Annotated in this window: 20 protein-coding genes; 14 read left to right on the forward strand and 6 right to left on the reverse strand. The window is 69.0% G+C overall.

The window, feature by feature from the left end; translation table 11 throughout:
- The first annotated feature begins 272 nt into the window (after positions 1 to 272).
- From ACAM52_RS25505 to ACAM52_RS25530, 6 genes are all read left to right on the forward strand, one after another.
- Entirely contained in the window at positions 273 to 905 is a 633-nt protein-coding gene (locus tag ACAM52_RS25505; protein WP_369644902.1) for a YqaJ viral recombinase family protein, read from the forward strand.
- 1 nt (position 906) lies between these two features.
- Entirely contained in the window at positions 907 to 1,446 is a 540-nt protein-coding gene (locus tag ACAM52_RS25510; protein ID WP_369644903.1) for a hypothetical protein, read from the forward strand.
- Positions 1,443 to 1,754, forward strand: coding sequence for a hypothetical protein (locus ACAM52_RS25515; protein ID WP_369644904.1), 312 nt, complete (start codon positions 1,443 to 1,445; stop codon positions 1,752 to 1,754). The genes ACAM52_RS25510 and ACAM52_RS25515 overlap by 4 nt, the downstream gene beginning before the upstream one ends.
- Complete coding sequence (locus ACAM52_RS25520) at positions 1,751 to 2,038, forward strand: hypothetical protein (protein ID WP_369644905.1); 288 nt, start codon at positions 1,751 to 1,753, stop codon at positions 2,036 to 2,038. The genes ACAM52_RS25515 and ACAM52_RS25520 overlap by 4 nt, the downstream gene beginning before the upstream one ends.
- Complete coding sequence (locus ACAM52_RS25525; protein ID WP_159278708.1) at positions 2,019 to 2,279, forward strand: hypothetical protein; 261 nt, start codon at positions 2,019 to 2,021, stop codon at positions 2,277 to 2,279. Before ACAM52_RS25520 ends, ACAM52_RS25525 begins: the two co-directional genes overlap by 20 nt.
- A gap of 230 nt (positions 2,280 to 2,509) precedes the next feature.
- Positions 2,510 to 3,295, forward strand: a complete 786-nt coding sequence (locus ACAM52_RS25530) for a hypothetical protein (RefSeq protein ID WP_369644906.1) — start codon at positions 2,510 to 2,512, stop codon at positions 3,293 to 3,295.
- A gap of 692 nt (positions 3,296 to 3,987) precedes the next feature.
- On the opposite strand, the gene ACAM52_RS25535 is transcribed toward ACAM52_RS25530, so the two are convergent.
- Positions 3,988 to 4,269 (reverse strand): helix-turn-helix domain-containing protein, encoded by a 282-nt coding sequence (locus tag ACAM52_RS25535; RefSeq protein ID WP_369644907.1) that lies wholly within the window; start codon positions 4,267 to 4,269, stop codon positions 3,988 to 3,990.
- A 361-nt stretch (positions 4,270 to 4,630) separates the two neighbouring features.
- On the opposite strand from ACAM52_RS25535, the gene ACAM52_RS25540 reads away from it, so the two are divergent.
- From ACAM52_RS25540 to ACAM52_RS25550, 3 genes are all read left to right on the forward strand, one after another.
- Positions 4,631 to 5,005: a hypothetical protein gene (locus ACAM52_RS25540; protein ID WP_369644908.1), complete on the forward strand. Its 375-nt coding sequence runs from the start codon at positions 4,631 to 4,633 to the stop codon at positions 5,003 to 5,005.
- A gap of 67 nt (positions 5,006 to 5,072) precedes the next feature.
- Positions 5,073 to 5,483 (forward strand): hypothetical protein, encoded by a 411-nt coding sequence (locus tag ACAM52_RS25545; RefSeq protein WP_369644909.1) that lies wholly within the window; start codon positions 5,073 to 5,075, stop codon positions 5,481 to 5,483.
- A 110-nt stretch (positions 5,484 to 5,593) separates the two neighbouring features.
- A complete protein-coding gene (locus tag ACAM52_RS25550) occupies positions 5,594 to 6,592 on the forward strand; it encodes a hypothetical protein (protein WP_369644910.1) in 999 nt (332 codons plus the stop codon).
- Positions 6,593 to 7,288: 696 nt separating this feature from the next.
- Here ACAM52_RS25550 and phnD (ACAM52_RS25555) read toward each other — a convergent pair.
- Positions 7,289 to 8,326: a phosphate/phosphite/phosphonate ABC transporter substrate-binding protein gene (gene phnD / locus ACAM52_RS25555; protein WP_369644911.1), complete on the reverse strand. Its 1,038-nt coding sequence runs from the start codon at positions 8,324 to 8,326 to the stop codon at positions 7,289 to 7,291.
- Positions 8,323 to 9,372 (reverse strand): phosphate/phosphite/phosphonate ABC transporter substrate-binding protein, encoded by a 1,050-nt coding sequence (gene phnD, locus ACAM52_RS25560; protein WP_369644912.1) that lies wholly within the window; start codon positions 9,370 to 9,372, stop codon positions 8,323 to 8,325. Before phnD (ACAM52_RS25560) ends, phnD (ACAM52_RS25555) begins: the two co-directional genes overlap by 4 nt.
- A 164-nt stretch (positions 9,373 to 9,536) precedes the next feature.
- On the opposite strand from phnD (ACAM52_RS25560), the gene ACAM52_RS25565 reads away from it, so the two are divergent.
- The 4 genes from ACAM52_RS25565 to ACAM52_RS25580 all read left to right on the forward strand — a co-directional run bounded on the left by ACAM52_RS25565 (position 9,537) and on the right by ACAM52_RS25580 (position 15,449).
- Complete coding sequence (locus tag ACAM52_RS25565) at positions 9,537 to 11,444, forward strand: ATP-binding protein (protein WP_369644913.1); 1,908 nt, start codon at positions 9,537 to 9,539, stop codon at positions 11,442 to 11,444.
- A 226-nt stretch (positions 11,445 to 11,670) separates the two neighbouring features.
- The gene (locus ACAM52_RS25570) at positions 11,671 to 12,678 is read left to right on the forward strand and encodes an ABC transporter substrate binding protein (protein ID WP_369644914.1); all 1,008 of its coding nucleotides are present in this window, start codon (positions 11,671 to 11,673) and stop codon (positions 12,676 to 12,678) included.
- A complete protein-coding gene (locus ACAM52_RS25575; RefSeq protein ID WP_369644915.1) occupies positions 12,675 to 14,663 on the forward strand; it encodes an ATP-binding protein in 1,989 nt (662 codons plus the stop codon). The genes ACAM52_RS25570 and ACAM52_RS25575 overlap by 4 nt, the downstream gene beginning before the upstream one ends.
- A gap of 6 nt (positions 14,664 to 14,669) precedes the next feature.
- On the forward strand, positions 14,670 to 15,449 hold the full coding sequence (locus ACAM52_RS25580; protein WP_369644916.1) for a hypothetical protein: 780 nt from the start codon (positions 14,670 to 14,672) through the stop codon (positions 15,447 to 15,449).
- On the opposite strand, the gene ACAM52_RS25585 is transcribed toward ACAM52_RS25580, so the two are convergent.
- Positions 15,407 to 17,149, reverse strand: a complete 1,743-nt coding sequence (locus tag ACAM52_RS25585; RefSeq protein WP_369647779.1) for a glycosyltransferase family 2 protein — start codon at positions 17,147 to 17,149, stop codon at positions 15,407 to 15,409. The genes ACAM52_RS25580 and ACAM52_RS25585 overlap by 43 nt on opposite strands.
- A 47-nt stretch (positions 17,150 to 17,196) precedes the next feature.
- On the opposite strand from ACAM52_RS25585, the gene ACAM52_RS25590 reads away from it, so the two are divergent.
- Positions 17,197 to 18,063: a glycosyltransferase family 25 protein gene (locus ACAM52_RS25590; RefSeq protein WP_369644917.1), complete on the forward strand. Its 867-nt coding sequence runs from the start codon at positions 17,197 to 17,199 to the stop codon at positions 18,061 to 18,063.
- Positions 18,064 to 18,073: 10 nt separating this feature from the next.
- On the opposite strand, the gene ACAM52_RS25595 is transcribed toward ACAM52_RS25590, so the two are convergent.
- Together ACAM52_RS25595 and ACAM52_RS25600 are read right to left on the reverse strand one after the other, a co-directional pair.
- A complete protein-coding gene (locus tag ACAM52_RS25595) occupies positions 18,074 to 23,560 on the reverse strand; it encodes a filamentous hemagglutinin N-terminal domain-containing protein (RefSeq protein ID WP_369644918.1) in 5,487 nt (1,828 codons plus the stop codon).
- 2 nt (positions 23,561 to 23,562) lie between these two features.
- On the reverse strand, positions 23,563 to 25,284 hold the full coding sequence (locus ACAM52_RS25600) for a ShlB/FhaC/HecB family hemolysin secretion/activation protein (protein ID WP_369644919.1): 1,722 nt from the start codon (positions 25,282 to 25,284) through the stop codon (positions 23,563 to 23,565).
- Positions 25,285 to 25,323: the final 39 nt, after the last annotated feature.

The following is a 25,323-nucleotide window of genomic DNA, read 5'->3' on the forward strand; positions in this document are numbered from 1 at the left end:
TGGATGCGACGAAGGCGAGCACCAATGCCGCTTGACGCTATTTGATCTTCGACCTTCCTCTCCCACTTCCTCCTCCCACTTCCTCCTCCCACGTTCCCCACCACTCCCACTCAGCTCCTCCACCAAAGCCCCGCCTCTCTCTCGAGAGTGCGGGGCTTTTTGCTGGATGGGCGGTTTGAACCTTCAAAAAGAAATCGATGAACTCAATTCCTCGGAACACACAGCGTTCCCCGAACGCTCGTGCGCGGTCGCGCGCCCCTGCATTGCACCTGGTGACGACCACTCGTTCACAGAATCCGATATCCGAGCGCTGGCCGGACATGCGCGAAGCAGGGATCGGCTGTCTCGACGCCGCCGCAGCCGTAGGCCGCGATCCCTTCAAGTCTGCCGTGCGGCTGTGGATGGAGAAGACCGAGCGTCACGACCTGCTGCAGCCTGTCGACCCTTCCCTCGTTCAGTCCGCAGAAACCGCAGCCTATTGGGACCGCCTGCTCGAGCCCATCGTGGCGGCGCACTATGCGCTGCGCACGGGGCGCCAGGTACTACGCACTCGCGCCTTGCTGCGGCACCCGCAGCACCCCTGGATGCTGGCGCTTCCCGGCCGCGAAGTCGTCGGCGCTCCCGATGTCCAGCTGCTGGAATGCCGATGCGTCGGCATGGATGCGGCTGAGTTCTGGGGCGCAGGCCTTCCCGGCTACGTGCGGATCCAGATGCTGCATCGGCTGGCTGTCACAGGCGCCCAGGCCCTCGATGTCGTGGCCCTGATCTGCGGCCAGGACCTGCGGATCCACCGGGTCGAGCGCGACGAGGTCGAGATCTCCCGGCTCATCGATGCCGAGCGCGAGTTCTGGCACTGCGTGGAAACCGACTGCGCGCCGCTGGCGGGCGATCGGGCGGAGGTCTGAGATGGGCAGCATCGTCTACCGGGCCACCAAGGACCAAGCCGTCCATGACGAACTGCACAGCGTCGCAGCTTTTGCAGTGGTGCTGGCACATCGCGCGATCGGCAACCGGCTGTGGTTCCTGGCACAGAACCGTTCGGGTGAACACGCCGGGCGGATCTGGATCGGCCTGACCCTCATCGATTGCAGGAAGGGTGAAGTGGCCGTCAAGAGCATGGACGAGAGCTGTGGGCCGTACTACTTCGACTGTCCGCTGGTCTTCCTGGATCGGGCCAGTCCTCCGACTGGGCCCTATGCAGGCCCATGGCGCGAGAAGGTGCGGGAGTTCCATGCAAACCGGGCCGCCAAACGAGCGGCCATCCGCCCGGGCCTGCGCGTCTCCTACGGCGAATCGACCTACGTGCTGCGCCGAAGTCTCGGCCGCCGTGGCTGGGACGTCGCGCGAGAGAGCGACGGCCTGATCTGCCGCCTGAAAGCCCGACAACTCGGCAATGCGACGGTGTTGCCGTCCCAAGAAAAACATCCACAAGAGAAACACCCATGAAGACCAAGTTCCGGCGGCACGCCACAGTGCCGCCCCATACCCGAGACCCCTTCGCCCAAGATGTATTCAAGTGGTCTGCCGACTTCGAGGTCCCCTCGATCGGCGACGACGTGCTCATCCGCATCAACGGCATCGGCCGCGCCAAGGTGGTGGGCTACGCCTCGCAGGGCGGCTACCTGGGCGTGATGACCGTGCCGTACAGCCCGCCCGATTGGTGGATTCGCCAGAACGGACCACCCAGCCCCGACAACGCGGCGTTGGCGTTCGGCGCGGAGATCTCGCGCATCGACATCGAGGAGGGCGCATGAGCGGCACCGCGTTCACCCCGGCCATGCCCCGCACGGTGGTGGTGTTCAGCGTCGAGCTTGCCGTCTTCGATGAGGAGGCGCTCGCTGGTGCTGCCAGGGTGCGTGCACGCGAGGATGGCCTGGACGATGAAGCGTGGGCGTCGATGCGCTCGGGCATCTCGGATGACCTGGTCATGCTGCTGGATCCGGGCCTCATTGCCGATGCGGGCTTCGAGATCCTGCAGTCGATATGTGAGGTCTGCGAGGTGAATGAGGGGAGCCAGCATGCCTTCGAGCAATGTTGAATTCGTCACCGAGCTGATGGAGTTCAGCGCTCACGGTGCGCTCATCCAGGCGTTCGTGATGCAGGCGCTGGAGCAGTACGCCAGGCGCGTCGCTGAAACTGATCCCCAGGCGCTGGACACGCCCATGGTCAGTGGTCATGCCTGGCATGGCTGCGCTGTGGAAGTGCGGGACAAGCTGGCCAGAAGGCTCGGCCGCAACGACCCGATTCCTCCTGCCACTGCGCCCACGCAAAGACGCTGACTCTTGAGGCAGCGGACTCGCTGCAACGGCATGCAGGCGCCCTGCCTGCGCATCGGACCTCCTGGTCCGCCTTCATCCCCTACGCACGCACCCACCACGCCCCGGCCTCTCTGGCCTGGGGCGTGGTGGAGGTGCGCGCGTGGGTCTGGCTCGCCCCTTATCGCCCCCTTAGGGCCGGCACTTCAAGGCGTCGCCGTCAACGGCTGCGCTCACAACATAGAGGATCTACTTTGTTCATTCCGATCATGGCGGAGGCACACGCTCGCCCGCAATCAACCAGGCCGTCCCAGGAACGGCTGAATCACTCTCCTGCAGCTTCCATCAAACAGGACATCTGCACCCATCACCTGGTGCGCGTCAGCCGCAACCGAAAGACCGGCCCGATTCCGGTGACCACGACGAGTGCGAACTCGTGCCCACCGAGTTGCGGCTTCAAGGGCAATGGCTGTTATGCAGAAAGCGGACCCCTGGCCATTCATTGGCGCAGCGTGTCCGAGGGGCGACGAGGCCACAGCTTCGATGAATTGCTCGAGGAGATCACCACCTTGCGTCGCCATGCCCTGTGGCGCCACAACCAGGCCGGTGACCTGGCGCCTGAAGCGCCCGGTGTCATCGATGCCGGCCAGCTCACACGGCTGGCCATGGCAAATCGGGGGCGTCGCGGGTTCACCTACACGCACTATCCGCCCACCCCTGACAACCAGGCGGCGATCCTCAATGCGAACCGGCTTGGCTTCACGGTCAACCTCAGTGCCGAGACCTTGGTCCAGGCTGACGCGTATGCGGACCTGGGCATCGCGCCCGTGGTGGTCGTCCTGCCCCAGGGGTGCACCAAGCCAATGCGAACGCCTGCCGGGCGCCAGGTGATCGTCTGCCCTGCCAGCACCGGCAACTCCGATTGCCTGAACTGCGGGATCTGTCAGCAACGCGATCGCGCCGCCATCGTGGGCTTCCCGGCCCATGGCAGGGGGGCCGAGCGCGTGCAGGCAGTGTTCTTTGACAAGAGTTCGCGATGAGCACGTCCCGAACAAACGACTCAGCGAAACCCGAGGAGCCTGAATTCGACGAGGCCTTTCTGGAGCGTGTGGATCGGGCGGTCCTACTGTCCAAGCAGCGCGACCCATACCGTCTGGATCAGGTCCATCGCGCTCTTGAGCAAGAAGCTCACCTGGCAGCGATCGATACGGCACTCAGAGACGGTCGACCTCACAGAAGCGCATCAACCACTACTTCCAATATCAACCAAGGAACCTCTTCATGACCCTTCGAAAAACTAGTCACCAACGCCGAGTTGGCCGAGCAGTCGAAGCCCGCATTGAGCAGCGACGCAGCACAGCTGTTGCGAATTCGAAGTCTGTGGCGATGCAGAAGGCCGGGCTCGCCGCCAACGGAGTCAAACGATTCGCGTCGTTGCCGTGGGGTAGTGCTGCAAGGATGTCGGCATGAATACGGCTGCAGGTCCGCTGGAATACTTGGTTGTCTACGCGCTGGTCTTTTTGGCCGGACTCATCGTCGGCTTGGCGTCAGGTCTGCGAGATCTTCTTGGCGGCTGACGACTCTTCTGCAGCGACGCTGAACCACAAGCGCATCGCGAGGCACCGCCCGTGATCTGTCAGTTCGCAGATATTCCACGTCAGCTTGGCTCGTCAAACAAGCCGGCTTCACCGGCGACCCCTGAGGCTAGGAGGGCGAAGTGGAGCGGAAGTGCTTACTGAACCTCAGAGAGGTTGCTCGCAAACTCGACGAGCGACCTTCGCTGCTTCTGGTTCAGTTGTCCAAACCACAGAATGAGCTTGGCCAAGTCGTCATCCGGTGCGTAGAAATATGCGACTGGCACGTTGAGTTCAGAAGCCAATCGTTGAGCAAATGCAATGTTGGGCTCGTGAATTCCGCTCTCGTAACGGGAGATGCGTGCGCTCGCAGTACCTTCATCCAACCCCGCTCTCACACCTAGTCGATCTTGCGGCAAACCGGCCGCAAGCCTCGCCATGCGAAGGCGTGCTCCAAAAACGGAACGAGCAGGGTTGAGAGACGGCACCTTACGATATTCGTAACAAGGAGCAATCTCGTCTCTACGTTTAACGTAGAATTTTCAAGACTGAAACCCCAGACGGGTTGAGGCCAATCATCACCATGACCCATCCAGCGTCCGCAGGGCAATGAGCCGGTCGGACACAGGTGTGAATTGGCATGTCTCTCTTGATCCTGAGGAGGTTCAACACGTTTCTTGCCACGACATACACGAACAAGAAGTGCTGCGCGTCAAAGAACCAGGCAGACCTGGTTCTCGAGCCGAAGCGGCACCCCTTGACGGCTTCGGGAGGGAAGCCTCCATTTTTTAGAACCGAATCATGAACATTCACTTCACCAAGAACAACCAGACCCGCTTCGTCAAGCACGGGTACTCGTGGCAGCTCTTCTTCTTCGGACCGATCGCATTCCTGATGCGCGGCCAATGGCCGCTGGCACTGTTGTGCGCGGTCTTCCTGTATGCGGCCTTCTTCGTTGTGGGGCTGGCCATCTTGCTGGTGCTTGACCCGGCCGAGGACTGGGTAGCACAGACCTGGGCGATCCTCATCGCTTGTGGCCTGATCGGGCATTTCGGAAACAGGCTCTCGGCACGCTCCTATGTGAAGAACGGCTGGGTGCCGGTCGACACTTTTCCACCCGACTGGAACATCCCGCAGCTGATTGCGCCCAAGTCTGCCGATACCAAGCTTGGTTGAGCGGCCTGCGGTCTGTTCGGCTGCGCTCGTTCGGTCACGCTTCAAGTCCATCTTTTCAAGGCTCCCCATGAGAACCATGCACAGCACTGTCTTCGCCGTGCTTACTGCGATCGTCTTCACCCCTTTGGTTCTGGCCAAGGGCATCGATCCGTTGATCAACCCCGATGCCGTGAGGCACCAGATCGACCGCTCGGCCATGGAGATCCAGTTCCAGGGTTGGAGTCGTGACCTCAAGTACCCGGTCTATCCGGTCCAGGTGCAGGCAGGGGCCGGCGGCGTTTACTACACGACCACCGAACGCGCGAGCTCCTATAAGGAGTTCGACTTCGACGAGCTGCGCTGTGAGATCGGTGATGCCGATCGCGTCGTGCTGAAGACGCCCGGCTATGCCTGTGCCGATGGCGTGTGCATGACCAAGGAAGGTGCCGTGCTCGGCACCGATCCGCGCCGGCCGCGCAATCTCAAGCATCGCTGCTAGGCGCGCTCTGAGCAGCAATTGCGGCGAGGGCGGGTGAGGCAGCAACCAAGCGCGTCCGCCTTCCCCATATCCATCACTTCCACAACCATTTTTTACAGAAGATCTTTCAGATGATCCCCCTCAATGACATCAAGTTGATCGGCCTCAGCTTCTCTCTGTGCATGCTGGCTGCCTGCGGCGACAGCAAGATTTCCGCCGTCAAGGACACGCGCTTGGGTGGCGATGAGTTCACCATCGGCGAGACCCTGAGCAAGGTCAAGGAATGCAAGAGCACCGACTGGTCCAGCGAGATCGTCAACAACTCCACCGTCGTCACGCACACCTGCGCGGTGAAGCTGGATGACGAATTGCTCAACGCATCCAAGAAAGGGGAGTTGGCCGCCTTGAAGACAAGAGCGGATCTCGCGAACATCTCCGTCACCACTGCCTTGTCGCAAGCCCGCAGTGCCCATGCAGAAGCAGTGCGATTCAGTCAGGAGCGCTCGACGCAGTGGGCCCGAAGGGTGGCCGAAGTCGACAAGCGGATCGAATACATCGCCACTGAGCCACGTTCGCAGTTCATCTCGATCAACGGGACTGCACTGAGGCGAGGGGAGGCGCCGCCGGACGCCGCGGCGTGGGAAGCGCGTCGCTCCGAGCATCTGGTTGTGGCTAATGGCGAGAAGGAAAAGTTGCTGGCGGAGATCGAGGCCGAGAAGCAGAAGGCTCAAGCTGCGATCGACGCCGCCCTCAAGCAGATCGACGACGCGACGGCGTGGAACGAAAAGTACGCCCAGGAGATTCAGCGGACCTACGAAGTCGTGGCCAAGGAAGTCGGCACCTACTACGACAAGAGCCACACCCTCAAGGTCAAGACCACTTTCCGATACCGTGAAGGCGGCAATGCCGAGCCCGTGTCAGCCGCCTTGTTCATCGATGATCTTGAGGGAAGAAGTGCCATGCCGGTCTACCTGATGGATCCCAAGCGTATGCGGGAGTACCTCACCTACCTGACGAAAAACGGGATGGGGATGGAGGCGCCCCGGTTGTTTGACGAGCGCTTTCCCATCGAAAACATCAGTGGTCCAGACGGTGGTTTTCGATACAAGAGCTCCAAGCCGGCAACATGAATCTCCACTGTGGAAGAGGCAGCTCCGCCATACTGGCATCGAGGCTCCTGCAGCCCGCTGGTGCGCCCCGATCTTCTTCGCTGCAGGAATCAGTAGAACTCACGTCAATGCTAGGCGAATGAACGTATGCCGTTCTGAGCAAGCCACATCGATCTGGGACAGAGGCAATTCGCTCAATTCTCTCTTTGTGCGCCGCGTTTCTGCAGTGGTGGGGTACTCCACTTCATAGGCACTCTTTTTTTCTCGGCCTTCTCTCCAATGGAAAGATAGAGGTTGTGGAGCATTATTTATTTGCGCGTGCCTTACTGATAGTACGCTGAATCACACGTAATTTTCTCCATCGCAGGTCAAGTCAAAAGAGGTATTTAGGCATTTCCGATATGCATTTAGATCGCATACAAAAAATTATCGGACACGCCGATAGATTTGATTGGGAGCAAACATCCAAAACGCGGTTCGCTTCGCTATCCTAAGCAACGAAGTTTCGCACTTGCGCGATGCGGTGTGCTGGATAAGCCAAGGACAGACCTCAACCGAAGCGGCCAGTCGTTGTGCCACCATGGACTGTGCGTCAGTGCTTCATACGCCGACAGCTATCGCGATGGGGAAGGGGTCACACAGTGCGTCGGCCGCGACCTGCGTTCAGATACCCGCGCAAGGCGCGCGATCTTTCATCGCCGAAGTCACGCAGGTGCTTCAGCGCGCCGCAGTCGACGCCTTCAGCGCCTCCACCTGCGCCGCATACGCCTTCTCGATCCGCTGCAGCCGCTGCTCCCGCGCAGCATCGTTGACCCACGCCGCCGACAACGCGCGCTGACGCCCCAGCTGGTATTCCAGCTTCGCTTCCGGCAGCAGCGCGCTGTCGTCCGCCGCGACGTAGCCGTACGCCGCGCGCAGGTTCTTCAGCACCTCGCGCTCGGCGTCGGCGCGCGGGCCCTTGCCCTTGCCGTAGCCGACGAGGAAGGCCTGCAGCTTCGCCTGGAACTCGGGCGGGTAGTCGCGGCGCACCACCATCGGCGCACCGGGTGGTGGCTCGGACTCCCAGATCACCTGCAGCCGCGCGGCCTCGACCGGGAACTGCTGGCGAAAGCGCTCGAAGTCGGTGGTGTTGTTGGTGGCCACGTCGGCGTCGCCGTTGGCCACGGCCAGCGCGGTGGCCTGGTGGGTGCCGACGAACTCGCTGCGAAAGCGCGTTTCCATCTCGATCTGGTTGGGCAGAAAAAGCTGGCTCTGCGGCACGATGAAGCCCGTGACCGAGCGGCTGTCGCCGCGCGCGAGCCGCCAGCGTTCAGGCTGGGCCAGCAGGACCTCGAGCGTGTTGAGCGGCCCGGTCTTGCGCGCGAGCAGCACGGCGCGGTGCTCGGGCATGCCGTCGCGCCGCGCGATCTGCGCCACCACCTTCATGCGCCGCTGCATGACGGCGTCGAGCGCCATCTTGGCCGAGAGAAAGGCCATGTCGATCTCGTCGCGGCCGATGGCGCGGTCGAGCTCTTCGTACGACGGCACCGAGTACGCGCTGACGGGCAGGCCCAGCGCGCGGCTCATGTCGGCCATGAGCGGCGTCCACAACGCACGCGACTCGACGGTGCCGCCCAGCGGCAGCACGCCGAAGCGCACTTCCTTGATCACCAGCGGGCCCTTCGCGGAGGGCACTGGCGCAGGCTGCGCGCCCGCCGGCCATGGCGCCATCAGCGACGACGACAGGGCCAGCGCAAGCAGGGTCCGGCGGTTCAAGGGCTCACGTCCTTCAACACGGCGAGCTGCTCGGCGTAGCCGCTCTCGAGGCGCTGCAGCCGCGCCTGGCGCGCCGCATCGTTGACCCACTGCGCGGTCTTCGCGTTCTGCATGGCGAGCTGGTAGGCCAGCTTGGCGGCGGGCAGCAGCGAGCTGTTGTCGGCGGCCACGAAGCCGGCCAGGTCGTGCAGCGACTTGAGCACCACGCGCTCGGCGTCGCCGCGCGGTCCCTTGCCGCGGCCGTAGGCGACCAGGAAGGCCTGCACGCGCAGGCGCAGCTCGGGCGGGTATTCGCGGCGCACGACGATCTGCGCGTGCGGGATCAGCTCCGACTCCCACAGCACCTGCAGCCGCTGCGCCTCGGCCGGAAAGCGCAGCTTGAAGCGCTCGAAATCGGCCGAGTTGTTGGTGGCCACGTCGGCCTCGTTGTTGGCCACGGCCAGCGCGTTGGCCTGGTGCGTTCCGACGACCTCGCTCAGGAAGCGCGTCTCCATGACGATGTGGTTCGGTAAAAAGAACTGCAGCTGCGGCACGATGAAGCCCGACACCGACTGCCGCTCGCCGCGCGCCAGTCGCCAGCGCTCGGGCTGGTCGACGAGGTTTTTCAGCGTGTTGAAGGGCGGCGCCTTGCGCGTGAGCAGCAGCCCGCGGTAGCCGGGCAGGCCGTCGTGGCGCACGACCTGGGCCACGACCTTCATGCGCTTCTGGCTCACGGCGTCGAGCGCCATCTTTCCCGACAGGAACGCCATGTCGACTTCGCCGCGCTGGATGGCCTGCTCCAGCGCTTCGTACGAATTGACCGAGAGCACGCTCACCGGCCGCTGGATGGCGCGGCTGAGTTCGGCCAGCAGCGGGTCCCAGTCGCTGCGCGACTCGAAGGCACCGCCCAACGGCAGGATGCCGAAGCGCACCGGCGCATCCGCGGCGGGTGCCGGAGCCTGCGCCGCCGCCAGCAACGGCAGCAGCAGGAGCCCCACGGCCAGCGCCAGGGCCGCACGGCGGCCGGTGCCGGGAAAACTGCCGAAACGACGCAAGAAGGCGTGCATGGAAGGAGCGGAAGACACGGGGCCCGCGGCGAGCCGGCGGGGTCTAACATGGGCGACGCGGACGCCATTACATCCCAAATGCGAGTCTTTCTCGTGATGTTTTTCCGGTCTTCCCTGTTCGGGGCCGTGGCCCTAAGCTCGCGCCCCATGCGTTCAAGGCCTTCATGAACTGGAACTTCCGCCTCCTGCGCGGGCTGGCCCGCCTCACCTTCGCCCAGCAGCTGATCCTGCTGGCGCTGGTGCCGGCGACGGCGGCCACGCTGGTGGCCATCGCGGTGCTCACGCGCCAGCACCTGGGCAACCTCACCGAGCTGATGCGCGCCAACGCGCAGACGGTGGCGCTGCAGGTGGCCACGGTGGCGCAGGCGCCGCTGGCGCGCATGGACCGCCGCGCGCTGGCGCGCACCGCGCAGACCGGCACCTACCAGCCGCACGTGCAGCAGGTGCAGATCTGGACGGAAGACGGCGAGATCGTCGCCAACTCCGAGACCGTCGACCGCCGCCGCGGCGATGGCCTGCAGGTGGTGGTGCCGATCGTCAGCGACGACGGGCGCCACAACGGCAAGGTGATGGTCGAGATCGGGCTGGACGCGGTGCAGAGCGCGCGCCGCTCGGTCTGGCTCAACGTGGCGCTGGTGCTGGCCATGAGCCTGCTGGGCGTGGGGTTGGCAGGCTGGTGGGCGGCGCGCCGCATCAGCGAGCCGATCCGCGCGCTGGGCGAGGCGGTCGACCGGCTCGGCGCGGGCGAGGCCGCCAGCGTGGCGATCGAAGGCACCTCCGAGGTGCGCCACCTGCAGCACGGCTTCAACCAGGCGGCGCGCGCGCTCGCCGAAAGCCACCGGCTGCTGCAAAGCCGCATCAACGAGGCCACGGCCGAGCTGGCGCGCAAGAACCAGCTGCTCGAAGTGGCCAGCCAGGCCAAGACGCGGCTGCTGGCCGCCGCCAGCCACGACCTGCGCCAGCCGCTGCATGCGCTCACGCTGTTCTCCGACGGGCTGGCCAACGGCGAGACCGACCCGGTGAAGCTGCAGCGCATCGGCCACATCCGCGAGTGCGTGGATTCGCTCGACCGGCTGTTCTCGGAGCTGCTGAACCTCTCGCAGCTCGACGCCGGCGTGCTGCAGCCGCAGTGGGCCGACTTTCCGCTGGACCGTCTGTTCGACGAGATCAGCCGCAACTTCCGCCCCGTGGCCGAGCAGCAGGGCCTGCGGCTGGTGGTGCGCAAGACCGAGTTGTGGGTGCGCTGCGACTACGTGATGCTCTCGCGCATCCTGAACAACCTGGTGTCGAACTCGCTGCGCCACACGGTCGAGGGCGGCGTGCTGATCGGCGCGCGCGCCCGCGGCAAGGGCGTGCGCATCGACGTGGTCGACACCGGCGTGGGCATTGCCGCGCACCACCAGGCGCGGGTGTTCGAGGAGTTCTACCAGGTCGAGCCGGCCAGCCGCAGCAACGCGCCCGGTGGCGCGCGCGGCATGGGCCTGGGGCTGGCCACGGTGCAGCGGCTGGCCGAGCTGCTGAACACGCGCGTCGAGCTCAGCTCGCGCCTGAACAAGGGCACCTGCGTGCGCGTGCAGGTGCGCGCCGCGCCCGCCGCGCTGCCGGCGCCGGTGGCACCGGCGCCGGCGGCGGCCAGCGCCGACGACGAGAGCAACGGCGACAGCCTGGCGGACCTGCGCATCCTCGTCATCGACGACGAGCGCACGATCCTCGAAGGCCTGAGCGTGGTGCTGTCCAACTGGGGCGCCACCGTGCTGGCCGCGCAGACGCGCGCCGAGGCGCTGGCGCTGGCCGACCACTGGGACACGCCGCCCGACGTGGTGGTGAGCGACCTGCTGCTGCAGGGCGGCGACAACGGCCTCGATGTGATCGCCGCGCTCGAGCGCCACCCCAACGGCATCGGCGCCGGCACCGCGCGCCTGCTGGTCACCGGCGAGACCAAGCCCGACCGGCTGCGCGAGGTGGCCGCCGCCGGCATCGCCGTGCTCTACAAGCCGGTGTCGCCGCGCGTGCTGCGCCAGGCGATCCAGGCGCAGCGCGCGGCCGCGCTGGTGATTGCGGCGGGCCTCTGACACGGTACCTTCCCGGTAGGCGCCGGGTAGTCCGTCGGACATAGACCAAGCAGCCGCCGCGGTGTGATCTTCCTCACACGCGCAGGCCCTCGCGCATGCGGGCATAAGCCCTCCGCCTTATCGCGGGAAACAGGGCGCGTCCTTACATTGGACCATTGCCTCTCGCTGCACAAAGCAGTCCATGTCCGTCGCTGTGACCCTCCCCATTCCGCTTTTCTTCGGAAGAGTGCACCGTGCTGTCCACGCGCTGCTGGCCTTCGGCCTCGTGCTGTGCCTGGCCGCCGCGCCGCGCGTGGCATCGGCGGCCACGCTGACGGTGCTCGTCGGCGACGACCAGGCCGCGTCGGCCGAGTTCGTGCAGCAATTGCGCACCGGCCAGTCGGCCTCCGGCAAGTTCGAACTCGTGCGCATCGGACCGGGCGCCCCGGCCGCGGAGCCGGCCAGCGCCGACACCGAGCCCGCCGCCAACACCGGCGTGCGCACGCGCAGCCTGCGCACCGCGAGCGACGCGGGCCTCACCGTGGCGGTGGGCACCGCCGCCGCGCGCGCCGCCCTCGAACGCCCCGGCGCGGAGCCGCTGGTGCTGGCCATGCTGAGCCGCCTCGACTACGAGACCCTCAAGGCCGCCAGCCCCGCCGCCTTGCGTCGCGGCGACCGGCGCGTGGGCGTGCTGCTGCGCGACCCGGCGATGGCCGACCAGCTCGCGCTGGTGAACGCCGTGCTGCCGCAGAAGCGCCGCCTGGGCGTCATCGCCACGCCCGAATCCGAGCCACTGGTGCGCGAACTGCAGCGCGCCGCGCAGAACGCCAACCCGGCCTGGGACCTGCAGGTCGAGATCGCGCCCGACGCGCGCTCGCTCGCTGCCGCGCTGCGCGCCCTGGTGCCGCGCAGCGACGCCCTCATGGTGCTGCCCGACCTCATCGGCGACAGCCAGGCCGCCACGCTCTCGGTGCTGCATGCCGGTGCCGGCGCGGGCCTGCCGGTGTTCGGTGCCAGCGAGGGCCTGGTGCGCTCGGGCGGCCTGGCGGCGGCGGTCTCCACGCCCGGCCAGCTCGCGCAACAGGCGCGCCAGCTTGGACAGAAGGTGGCCAGCGCAGGCAGCACCGGCAACAGCCCGCTGGTGGAGGCGGCCACGCCGGCCACCGTGCGGATCAACGCGACCGTGGCACGCGGGCTCGGCCTGCGTCCGCCGGAGGAACGGGAGCTCACCGAACGACTCGCAGCCCCGCGATGAGCACCACGCCGATCCCCCCAGGCCCGCTGTCCCGCCCGACGGCGGCGGGAGCGGCCACGGCGACCGAATCGCCATCGCCCCCTCCCCCGCCGGCCGCCGCGTCGCTCGTCGTGCGCGGCAACCTGCAGCGCGACCTGTTCCGCCTGGGCGTCGTGCCCTGCGCGGCGGTGGCGCTGGCGCTCACCGGCTGGTTCACGCACAACCGGCTGCAGACGCTCGAAGCCGCCTTCGACGCCGAAGGCCAGGCGGTCGCCAAGCAGGTGGCGGCGATGTCCGACCTGAGCCTGTACGCGGGCGACCTGCCGGCGCTGCAGAACGTGGCCTCGGCGGCGTTGCGCGGCGGTCAGGTGACGCGGGTGGAGATCAGCAACAGCGCCGGCGTGTACGTCACGGCCGGGCCGAAGAACGAATCGCTCGCGCAGCTGCGCATGTTCAGCGCGCCGGTCACCTTGCGCGAGGCCTCGCGCGCCAGCGCCTTCGCGCCGGCTGGCTCCACCGCGGCGGGCGACACGCCCATCGGGCTGGTGCAGACCTTCCGCGACACCACCGCCTACACGCACGAGCGCAGCCGCTCGCTCATCGCCGGCATCGGCATCGCGCTGGTCGCGCTGCTGGCGGCGTGGGCCTCGGTGCGTCACATGGCGCGCACGGTGGCGCGGCCGTTGCGGCGCGTGTCACGCACGGTGGCCGCGCTGGAGGCCGGCCACTTCGAGGTGCGCTGCGACGTGGTCGAAGGCGGCACGCGCGGCACGCACGAGCTGGCCGTGCTCGCGCACGACATCGACCGCCTCGCCGAGCGCCTGCAATACAACCGCCAGGTGAGCGAGGAGCGCGTGCGCGAGGCCACCGCCGTCGCGCTGCAGCGCATGGCCGAGGCCGAGCAGGCCGCGCTGTCGCGCGCGCGCTTCCTGGCGGCCGCGAGCCACGACCTGCGCCAGCCGCTGCATGCGATGGGCCTGTTCATCGACGGCCTGCTGCCCAGCGCCACCGAGGCGCAGCGCCCCGCCGTGCTGCGGCTGCAGGAGAGCACCGGCTTCATGGGCGTGCTGCTCGACGACCTGCTCGAAATTTCGCGCCTCGATGCGCAGGTGCTCACGCCCGCCATCACGCGTGTCTCGCTGGCCGCGCTGTTCGACCAGCTCGACGCGCAGCACGCGCCCGCCGCCAGCGCGGCGCAGGTGCGGCTGCACTGGCGCGACCGCGGCCTGGCCGTGCGCAGCGACGCGGCGATGGTGCAGCGCATCGTCGGCAACCTGGTGGCCAACGCGCTGCGCCACGCGCCCGAGGGCGGCACCGTGCTGGTGGCCGCGCGGCGCAGCCGGGCCGGCGTGCGCATCGAGGTGCGCGACAACGGCGTAGGCATCGCGCCCATCCACCAGGGCCGCATCTTCGAAGAGTTCTACCAGGTGGCCAACACCGAGCGCGACCGGCGCCGCGGCTTCGGCCTGGGACTGGCGATCTGCGCGCGCATCGCCACTTTGCTGGGCACCCGCATCACCGTGCGCTCGGCGCTGCAGGCCGGCAGCACCTTCGCCTTCACGCTGCCGCCCGCGCGCAAGGCCGACGTCGCGCCGCCCGAGCCCGCCCCGGTCGCACCCGCGCCGCTGGCCGGCCTGCGCTGCCTCGTGGTGGACGACGACCCCGCCATCCTCGACGGCACGCACGCGCTGCTCACGCAGTGGGGCTGCGAGGTCGAATGCGTCACCACCGGCGCCGAGGCGCTGGCGCGGCTGGGCACCGGCGACATCGTCTACGACGCCGTGCTGTGCGACCTGCAACTGGCCGGCGACGCCGACGGCGTGGAAGTGATCGATGCCGCGCGCCGCCTGCAGCCCGGCGCGCTCGCCGTGCTGGTGTCGGGCGCCACCGGGCCCGAGGTGCTGCAGCGGCTGCGCCACGGTGGCGTGACGCTGTTGACCAAACCGGTGGCGCCGGCCAAGCTGCGCGCACTGCTCACCACGCGGCGCCACGCGCCCGGCGCCTGACCCCGCATGCCCACCGCCATCGACCTGAAAGACGTCCGCCCCTTCGTCGCCACGCCCTGCCACGGAGGCGCGGTCGGCACCGAGTGCGCGCGCAGCCTGCTCGGCCTGGTGAACCTCGCGTGGACCCACGGCTTCGCGATGCAGACGCGCTTTCTCGACGGCGACAGCCTCGTCACGCGCGCGCGCAACCGGCTGGCCGCCGAGTTCCTGGCCGACACGCGCTGGACGCACCTGTTCTGGATCGACGCCGACATCGGCTTCGAGCCCGAGGCCGCGCTGCGGCTGCTGGGCGCGGGGCGCGACGTGGTGGCCGGCGTGTACCCACACAAGAGCGACGGCTGGCCCGAAGGTGGCCTGCGCGCGCCGCTGCCGGCCGGCACCACGCGCGCCGACTTCGAGGCCCTGCATGCGGCGTTCCCGGTCAACGTGAACGACGCGCGCGCGCGCGTGGATGCCGATGGTTTTCTCGAAGTGCTGGACGCGCCCACCGGCTTCATGCTGATCGCGCGCCACGTGCTCGAGCAGATGGCGCAGGCGCTGCCCGAGCTGCGCTACACGCCCGACCGCATGGACGATCCGGTCGCCGCGGCGCGGCCGCACTACCGCTTCTTCGACGTGTTCGCCGAACCGGGCAACGGGCGCTACCTCAGCGAGGACTACGGCTTCTGCCGGCGCTGGCAATCGATCGGCGGGCGCGTGCATGTCGACACGCGCTCGCGGCTGTCGCACCAGGGCCTGCGCACCTACCGCGGCGACTTCGCGAGGACGCTGGGGTTGGGCGACTGAGCCGCTTGCAGGTCGAACGGCAAGGTGCGGCGGTCGTAGTCGCGGTCGGGCTCGATGCGCATCAACTGCAGCCCCGGCCCTTCCTCCGCGAGGTAGTCGTAGCCGATGGCCTGGAACTGCCGCGCCGGATCGAGCCGCGTGTACAGGTCGCGCCGCGCCACGCGGTCGGCGTGACGGATGCTCTTCAGGTGGTAGAGCCGGTAGCGGCTGTAGAACATCAGGCCGTGGCGCTGCGCGTCGTCGGGCAGCCAGGGGCCGTGCAGTTCCGAACTCGATTCGAACGAGATCTGCTGCGGCAACCGGAACAGCCGCGCGCGCGACTTGCGGCCCCACGGGCCGTCGCTGCGCCAGGCATCGGGCGAATTCCAAAGCTCGCAGGACACGAGCGACAGGCTCGCGAGCTGGTGGTCGGGCAGCGAATCGACGGTGGCCTGCAGATGGCGCAGGAACAGCGCTTCGTAGCGCTCGTCGGCATCGCACACCAGCACCCAGCCCGCGCCGTGGCGGCGCGCGGCCTCGAGCAGGCGGCGCTTGTTCTCGTTCTCGCACCACACATGCGCGCCGTCATCGCACGGCGGGTTCGACAGCAGTTCCAGCAGCATCGGTTCGCGCCGCAGGATCTCGGCGGTGCCGTCGATCGAGCCGTCGTCGAGTGCGACGATGCCGTCCACGTGGCCGCGCAGGTGGTCGAGGCAGCCCGGCAGACAGCGCGCCTCGTTGCGAACTTGCAGCACGCAGACGATGCGCAGCCGCGATGTGAGACGCGGCGCGATCGGCGGGGGCGTGCACCGCGGGCAATGAAAGGCGCTGGGCTCGTGGTGCAGCAGGCGCGCGCAGACCTCGCACTGGCGGCGCGAGCCCATCGGCACCACCGGTGCGGTGGCCAGCCAGGCCGGCGCTTCAGCGGGCCATGCGCGGGCGCTGTCGTCGCGTGCGATGCGGTCGAAATCGCGGCCCCATCCGGCATCGCCTGCACGCGCCTCGTGCGGCGTGCACTTGATCCAGTCGACGTCGCGGTCGAACTGTTCGCCGCCCGTGCGCGTCTCGTCCGACAGGTGCAGCAGGTGCGCGTCCGGGCAGGCCAGCAGCTGCCAGCCCGCCATCTCCAGGCGCACGCGCAGGTTGTCGTCGTCGCCGCCCCACTCTTCGAACGATTCGTCGTAGCCGTGCACCGCATCGAAGGCCTCGCGCGCGCAGCACAGCGAGCCGTAGAAGGTCTGCAGCAGCAGCTCGGGCGGCACCTGGCGTGCGAAGGCGGCGTCGAGCGTGTCCGTGAGTTCGTCGAAGCGCGCGAAGCCGACGCGGCCGACCGCCACGCCGCGCGCGTGCCCCATCGCGGCGTGCAGCAACAGGGCCGGCGCATCGCCCACGTAGGCGGACTCGGGTGAATGGACCAGCACGAAGCGCCCCGCGCTGCCGCGCACGCCGGCGTTGATGGCCTTGCAGGGCGGGCGCCATGCATGTGCGACGTCGTTGACGAGCACCTTCCAGCGGATCTGCGGAAAGCGTTCGACCAGCGCCAGCACGCCGGCTTCCTCGCCGGGCTCGTCGAGCGCGATCACCACCTCGATGCCGGACCGCGCCCAATACCCCGCATTCATCGGCAGCACGCGTTCGAACTCGGCAAGCTTGCGGTAGAAAGGCAGCACGACGCTGAGCCACGGACGGCCCATGCCAGCCTCTCGACCTTCCGCCGTCATGATGTTCACTGCATCGCTCCTTCAGCGATGACGCACCGGAGATGCCCATGCAAGGCTGCTACATCAACCTCGAGCGAAGCACCGAGCGTCGCGCCGCGATGGACGCGCAGCTGCAGCGGCTCGGGCTGACGCAGGTGCACCGCCTGGCCGCCATCGATGCGCAGGCACTCGCGCCCGGCAGCGCACCGATCACGCCCGGCGAGCGCGCCTGCTTTCTCTCGCACACCGAAGCCATTGCCCGCGCTAACCCCGGCGAAGCGCTGCTGGTGCTCGAAGACGACGCGCAACTCAGCGAGGCCCTGCCGGCCGTGCTGCACAGCGGCGCGCTCGCGCAGCTCGAAGCCGAGGGCTGCGACATCGCGTTCCTCGAATGCCAGCCCGTGACTTCGACGCAGCACCTGCTCGCGCTCTGGCACAGCCTGCAACGGCGCCTGCCGCCGCAAGGCAGTGGCGCGCCGCGCCATGCGCTGACGGGCATCGACTTTCTCGACGCACGCACGCTCTACAACTGGGGCGCGGTCGCCTACCTCGTCACGCCGAAGGGCCTGCGCGTGCTGCCCGCGCTGCTGCAGGAAGCGCTCGCGCACGGACCATCGCAACCCTACGACCTGACGCTGGGCAGCTTCCTGCGCGACGGCCGCCTGCAAGGCGTGGTGCTCTCGCCCTTCCTCGCCACGCCCGCATCCGGCAGCCATGCCGACAGCACCCTCGGCAGCCCCGCGGAATCGGCCGCGCACGACGTGCTCGGCGGTGCGTTGCGGCGCCTGTTCTTCGCCGGCCCGCTCGACGGCCTCGAGGCCCATGTCGCGCCGTGGCGTCACGCGCCGCTCACCGACGACCCGCAGCTGCGGCTGCTCGCGGACCTGATGGCGCAGCTCTTCGTGCTCACGGCCCGCGATCCCACGCCGCGCTGACACGTCCTTCTCAAAAGTCCGAACAGCCGTTGCGCCGCTCGGTGTTCACGCAGCTCAGCAGGTTGGGCCGCGAGCGCACGCGCGACCATTCGCGTGCCAGCACGTCGGCGCCCTGCTGCGCGCGGTCGCCGTCCAGCGGCCCGGTGGCCAGGCAGATCGGCGCCTGGCCGATGTTCCGGTCGTACAGGTACGAGGTCAGCGGCTCGCGCACTACGTCCACCGAAGGCAGCAACGGCAGGCCGCTCACGCGCAGCTGGCCCGGCACCACGCGCACCGCGTAGCCCTCGGCCGAGGTGAAGCTGCCATTGATCGGGTACAGGCCCGGCGGGCTGCCCGGCAGCGCCGGCGAGAACATCGAGCCGCTGAAGCCCGCGCCGGTGTCGCCCAGGATCAGGCCGGTGAGGCTGTAGATGAAGAACGGGTTGGGCGCGCCCACGGTGCGCGACGCGTCGGCGATCACGATGGTCGCGGTCGGCTGCTGCGCGTAGATGAAGTGGTTGTCGCCCGGCGTCACGGTCACGATGCACAGGCCCAGGTAGGCGCAGTGATAGAAGTTCGGCAACGGGCCCGAGCCGGCCAGGCCGCCGCGCGTTTCGCCGACCCAGGTGTCGGCCCACACGCGCCACAGCGCGCCCGAGATGCCGTGGCCGCCCGGGTTCTGGAAGCGCGCCGCCGCCACGAGGTCGGTGCCGCTGCTGCTGCTGACCGGCGCGCCCAGCGTGAGGTCGCCGCTCAGCGTGCGCACGAACACGGTGTTGGCGGCCATCGAGTCGGCCGACGTGACCTGCGGCAGGTTGCCCGCCGCGTCGAAGCCCGTGACCGACACCGGCCCGATGGTGACCGCGTTCGCGTCCACGTAAGCAAAGCCGCCGGCCGCGCCGCCGCCGACCGTGGCCACGTCGTTGCCCGGATTGCGCAGATCGACGCTGCCGTTGCGCGAGCGTGCGAGCAGCGTGCCCGCCGTGATCGTGCCCGCGCCCGACTGGCTCACGTTGCCGCCCGACAGCAGCCCCAGCGTCGCGGCCGAGACCGGCGCGTTGAGCGCGATGCCGCCGCCACCGCCTTCGTTCTGCAGGGTGAGCGCGCCCGAGGTCGTGAGCGCGCCCGCCACCGTGATGGCGCCCGCGTGCGTGGTGCTTCCCGCGACGATGGTCGGCGCCGACAGCTGCGCGAACTCCGCGCCCGACACCGAGAAGCCGTTGACCGTCGGGCCGCCCAGCACGATGGGCGTGGCCGTGTCGTCCGACGCGACCATGTTGACATCGACCCCGCCCGGGCGCAGGTCGATGGTGCCGGCCGCGACCACCGGCGCCTCGATCACGATCGAATCGCCGCTGCCGTCGTTGCTGGCACGCAGCAGCACGTTGCCGCTGCTGCGGATGCCGGGCAGCGCGCCCGGCGCGGTCGGCGCACCGCCGGCCTGCAGCACGACGCCGCGCCCGCCGTTCTGCGAACGGCCCGTGACCTCGATGTTGCCGCCGCCCGTGGTGACGAGCTGCGCGCCGTTCTCCAGCCGCACGCCGCTGTCTTCCGTGGCGCCCGGCGCCGACGGGTCGTTGTTGAAGTTGTAGCCGCGCACCGCAATGTTGCCGCTGCCGGTGGTGATGGAACTGCCGCCGTTGATCAGCACGCCGTGCGCCGCCGCGAAGGTCGACGAGGCCTGGCGCCGCGCCACGCCCTGCACCGTGACGTTGCCGCTGGTGGTGCTGATGGTGCTCGGCCCGATCTGGCCGCTGGTGATGACCACGCCGCTGTCCCAGGTGGTCGAGGTGCCGCGGATGTCCACGTTGCCGGTGGCGCTGGCGATGCGCGCGCCCTGCAGCAGCACGTCGCCGCCTTCGATGCGCACGTTGCCGCCCGCGCCCGCGTTGCTCTGGCCGACGCGCGTGTCGACCTGCACGTCCTGCGTGAGGATCACGGTGCCGGTGGGCGCACCGGGCTGGCCGCTGAGCAGCGACACGTTGCCGCCGTCGGTGATGACCTGCCCGCCGTTCAGGCGGATGAAGCCGCTGCCGGGCGTGCCCGTGCCCACCGCGTTCATCGTCACGCTGCCGCCCTGCGTGAGGATGTTGCCCCCGAAGTCGATGAAGCCGCTGTTGCCCGAGGGCGTGCCGTCGGGGTTGACGCCCGCGTTCATCACCACGTTCAGGTCGTCGCCGCCGGTCGCGCGGATGGTGGTGCCCGGCGTGCGCGTCTGGATGCCGCTGGCGGCGTCCAGCTGCAGCGTGAGCGGGCCCTTGGAGCCGGTGTAGTTGATGTCGACGTCGGCATCGAGCGTGATGACGCCGCCACCGCCCGTGCCGGTGCCCGTCGTGATCTTCACGCTGGTGCCGCCGTTGAGCGCGGTGTTGATGTCGCCGTCCTGGATGGTCGAGTTGGCAACCGCGTCGTAGGGGTTGGTCGGCAGCGTGCCCGCGGCCGTGCCGTGGGCGATGGTGAGGTCGAAGGGGTCGATGAACCACTGCCCCGCCGCGCCCACCGGTGCCGACGCGTCGACGCGCGCGCCGCGCAGGTCGAAGCGCCCGGCCGAGGTCTCGATGCGCCCGCCGTCGCCGCCGGCCGCGCCGCCGCGCGCCGAGAGCTGGCCGTGCGCGCGCAGCGACTCGGTCGCCACCACCTTGATGCTGCCGCCGTTGCCCGCGCCCGTGCCCGCGTTGGCTTCCAGGCGCGTGTTACCGCCGACGGCGATGGCGTTGGTGGCCGCGATGTCGATGCTGCCGCCGCCGGTCGCGCCGCTGGCGTCCAGGCGCGCCACCGCGGGCGAGCCGTCGGAGTTCGTGGCGCCGTCGATCAGCACGTTGCGCCCTTGCACCGAGATGCTGCCGCCCTTGCCGCTGTCGCTGGCCACCGAGGCCAGCGTGCCGACGCTGGTGCCCACCCCGGAGATGAAGGTGGCCATGCGCATCGAGATGTCGGTGCCCTGGGCGTCGATGGCGATGGTGCCGCCGCTGGTGCGCAGCGCCGTCGGATGGTCGGCGTCGGCCGTGACGGCCACGCCGTAGGTGGGCGTGGTGGACGGCGTGATGATGATGTCGGGGCTGCCGAGCGTGGCGCTGAAGCCTTCGCTGCCCGCGTGGCCGATGACGTCGATGCGCCGGCCCGCGCCGGCCGAGACCTCGCCGCGGATGGCCACGCCGTTGCCGCCGCCGGCCGACATGTTCCCCGCCGCGAAGCCCGTGTCGGTGCGCAGGCCGTCGAGGTTGGCGCCCTGGCCTTCGATGCGCACGTCGCGCTCGCCGGCGACGGTGGCGTCGTCGATGACGACCGCCGTGCTGGCGCCCACCGCGGCGCCGCCGATGTTGGAGGTCCAGGTCGGGCCCTGGCCCTTGATGCCGATATCGCCCACCGACTTCAGCACCGCGCCGCTGCTGATGGCGACGCCGCTGCGCCCGTAGCCCGCGAGGCCGTCGAGCTGCAGGCCGCCCGCACCCGCTTCGACCGTGCCGCCCGTGATCGACACGCCGTTGCTGCCGCGGAAGATGAAGTCGCTGTTGTTCTGGTCGTCGATCCAGGTGCGGCCCTGGCCGCGCATCGTCACGCGGCCGTCCCCGCCGGTCGTGACCTGGCTGCCGGCGAGCGTCACGCCATCGCGCCACACGAAGTCGCCGGTGTCGCCGCCGAGCGGGACGATGCCGCCGATGGCGCGGCCGTTCTGCGCGTCGCCCTGGCCGAAGAAGCGCACGTCGCCGCCGTTGGCCGCGATGGTCGCGCCGGTCAGCACGATGGCGCCGGCATAGTCGGTCTCCGCAGAAGGGTTGCCGCTGCTGTTGTTGATGTTCTTCGCGTTGGTGGCGACGCGGCCGGTCGCGTCGGCGTTGAAGTCGACGTGCAGCGCGCCTTGCTGCGATGTGATGGCCGAGCCCTCGTTCATCACGATGCTGCCGGCCGAATCGACGCGCAGCCGCGCCGTGCCGCCCTCGCTCTTGACGACCTGCACACCGGGCGCAAAGGTCACGCCCGCGCCGAGGCCGGTGCGCCCGCTCGCCAGCGTCACATCGGTGCCGCGGCCCAGCGTGTCGCCGACACTGCCGGCGCTCACGGAACCGCCGGTGAAAGCCGGCAGCGCGCCGTCGTAGGCCGGCACGTTGCCGGCCTCGACGATGCCCAGGTCCGACTGCTTCGCGTTCACCGTCCAGCTGCCGTTGGTGCCGCCCTGCGCGCCACCGCCTGCGTCCACACGCACGGCCTGCACGCGCACCGCATCGGCCTCGTTCGAGATCGCACCGCCCTTGCCGTCGCCCGCGCCGCGCGCGGTCATCTCGCCGTAGGCCTGCAGCCGCGACTCGCGCTCGGGTGCCGGGTCGGCCTCGCCCACCAGGGCCTGGCCCTGGGCACTGGCCGTCGTGATCGTGCCGCCCGCGCCGCCCGTGGTGGCGTCGGCGCGCAGCACCGAGGTGGACGACAGCGCCACGTCGTAGCCGTGCACCGACACGCTGCCGCCGCCGGCCTGGCCGCTGGCGTCGATCACCGCGCGCTGGTCGCCGCCGCCAGTGCCTTCGATACGCACCTGCCCCGCCGCGATGCGGATGGTGCCGCCGTGCTGCCCCGCGCCCATGCCGGTGGCGTCGAGCGTGCCGCCGTTCATCTCGATGCGGTTGTTGCTGCCGGCACCGAGCACGATCTCGCCGTTGACGTTCTCCAGCGTGCGCGCGCGGACCGTGCCCGACTGGTTCACCACCAGCTCGCCCGCCGTGGTGGAACTGCCGATGAGCATCACTCGCCCGCCGTCGGCCTGCAAGGTGGCGCCTGCGGCGTTGACCACCTTGGCGCTGGTGGCCATGGCGTCGGCTGCGACCACGAGGTTGGTGAGCCCGTCGTTGCCCAGGTCGAAGCTGATCCTGCGGCCCGAGGCCAGTGCGACGGTGCCGCGGTTGGCGGTGATGCTGCCGGTGTTGGTCACCTCAGCGCCCATCAGCACCACGGGGCCACCGGTGGCGGTGAGCACGCCGGCGTTGCTCACCACCTTGGCGTTGGCGTCGTCGCGCAGGAAATCGAGCTTGGTGCTGGCAGCAGTGAGGAAGTCGTTGTCGGTGGTGTTCAGTGCCAGCGTGGAGGCCACGAGACCGCCCACGTTGACCGTCGCGCCCTGGCTGAACACCACGCCGCTCGGGTTGATGAGGATCACGCGCCCGTTGGCCGTGAGCTGGCCGGCGATGGTCGAGAGCTCGCCGCCCGTCACGCGGTTGAGCAGGATGCTGGACGCGCCCATCGACTGACTGATGTTGACCGCGTCCTTGGCACCGATGGAGAAGCTGTTCCAGTTGATGATCGCGCGCAGCGACGACTGCGAGATGCCCAGTGCCTGTCCGCCCGCGCTGGAGGCCGACGTGGTGCTGCCCACGGTCACGCCGCCCTGCGTGGTGTAGCCGTTCAGACCGAAGCTCGGCAGGATGGTTTGCGCCAGCGCCGGGGCCAGGCCCATGCAGGCGATCGAAAGCGCCAGCGGACGCAGCGGACGCAGCGGATGCCGGGGTTGGAAGGGGGTACGGGGCTTCATGGTCAGAACGCCTTCTGCAGCTGCACGTACAGCCGCGGGTTGCGCCCGCCGCCGTCGGTCTGCGCGGGCGGTGTGCCGGCGCGCCAGGCGAGCGTGGCGTTGATCGAGAAGTTGCCCGGGCGCGACCAGCTCAGGCCGATGCCGTAGCCGCGCAGGCTGTGGGAGTTCTCGCCGTCGAAGGGCGAGGGATGGCGCGCGATCTTTCCGCGTGCCGCGTCGTAGAACAGGTAGGGCGTGATCTCGTCGGTGGCGGCCCAGCGGTATTCGAAGGTGCCGATCAGGCCCTGGTCCACCAGCAGTTCGCCCGAGGGGTAGGCGCGCACCGCGCGCGCGCCGCCGAGCGCGAGCTTTTCGGAGGCGTCGAGGTTCTTGCTGGCCCACTGCCCGCCGACCGAGAAGTACAGCGAATGGCGCGGCACGATGGCCTGCAGCCGCGACACCTGGAAGCTCAGCTTGGTGAAGCCGCCTTCGGTGTGGCGTCCGCCGAACTGCTGGTCGGACTGGAAGCTCTGCGCGTCGCGGATCGACAGGTCGCCGTGGTACAGCGTGCCCGAGCTGGCCCAGTAGCCGCCGCCCAGCACCTCGTCGCGCCGCTCCCAGGCCCAGCCGATGCCGAAGCCCTGCACGCGCTTCTTGGCCGTGAAGTCGACGCCGCGCAGCTCGTCGGTGAGGTCCTTCACGTCGGCCGTGAGGCGCAGGAACAGGTTCTGCTGGCGCTGGCGGATCAGCGGGTAGTTGAGCGACACGTCGAGCACGTCGGCGCGGCCGCGCGCGTCGAGGTCGACGAACTTGCCGCCCAGGTCGTAGCTCACGCGCGAGATGCCGATGCCCGCGCGCAGGCCGCTGGTGCCCAGCGGCGCCTCGTAGGCCACGCGGCCGTACTGCAGCGCGTTGCTGTTGGACAGCAGCAGGCGCGCATCGAGGTTGTCGCCGATGCCGAAGGGGCTGAGCCAGCGCGCCGTGCCGCCCACGCGGTAGCGCCCCGCCTCCTTGGTGCCGTGGTTGTCGGCCTCGGCCGAGAAGGCCCAGCGCGCGCCGGCCTCGACCTCCACCGACAGGTCGGTGGTGCCGGCCTGCGCGCCTTCCTGCAGGCTGGACGACACCTTGAGGCCCGGTTGGTCCGACAGCAGCAGCATCGCGCGCTCGTAGGCCGGCGCGTTGACCGCCTCGCCCGGCTGCAGCGCCGCCAGGAAGCCGCGCACGCGCGCCTCGCTGATCGGCGCCTCGGGCGCGACCAGCACGTCGACCTTGCCGAGCCGGCCTTCGATGATGCTGATCTCGACGATGCCGTCACGCACGGTCTGCACCGGCACCACCGCCTGCGCGAGGAAGTAGCCGCGCTCCTTGTAGCGCGTGGTGATGGCCTGCGCGAGCCCTTCGAGGTCGCCGAGCGTGACGTCGCGGCCGATGTACGGCGCGGTGATGGTCTGCAGCTCTTCGTTGCTCAGCGCCTTCACGCCGTTCAGGCGCAGGTCGGTGAGCTTGAAGCTGCCCGCACCCGCCGCGGGCCGGGGCGGCGCGGGCAGGGTTTGCGGCGCGACGGCGCCGGTGGCCTGCGCCACGGGGCGGTCGCAGCTGCCGCACGGGTCCTTGGTGGGCAGCAACGTGGTGGCTTCCTGCGCATGGGCGCGGGGCATGGCGACCCACAGCGTGGCGCCGACGAGCGCCGTTGCCGCGATGGCGATCGGCGTCGGCCGTGGACGAAGGCGGATCGCAGGGGCCATGGCAGTGCTTCTTTGCAGGAGGGAGCGTGGCGAAGACAT

The organism is Variovorax sp. V118 (assembly GCF_041154445.1).
Classification (GTDB): domain Bacteria; phylum Pseudomonadota; class Gammaproteobacteria; order Burkholderiales; family Burkholderiaceae_C; genus Variovorax; species Variovorax boronicumulans.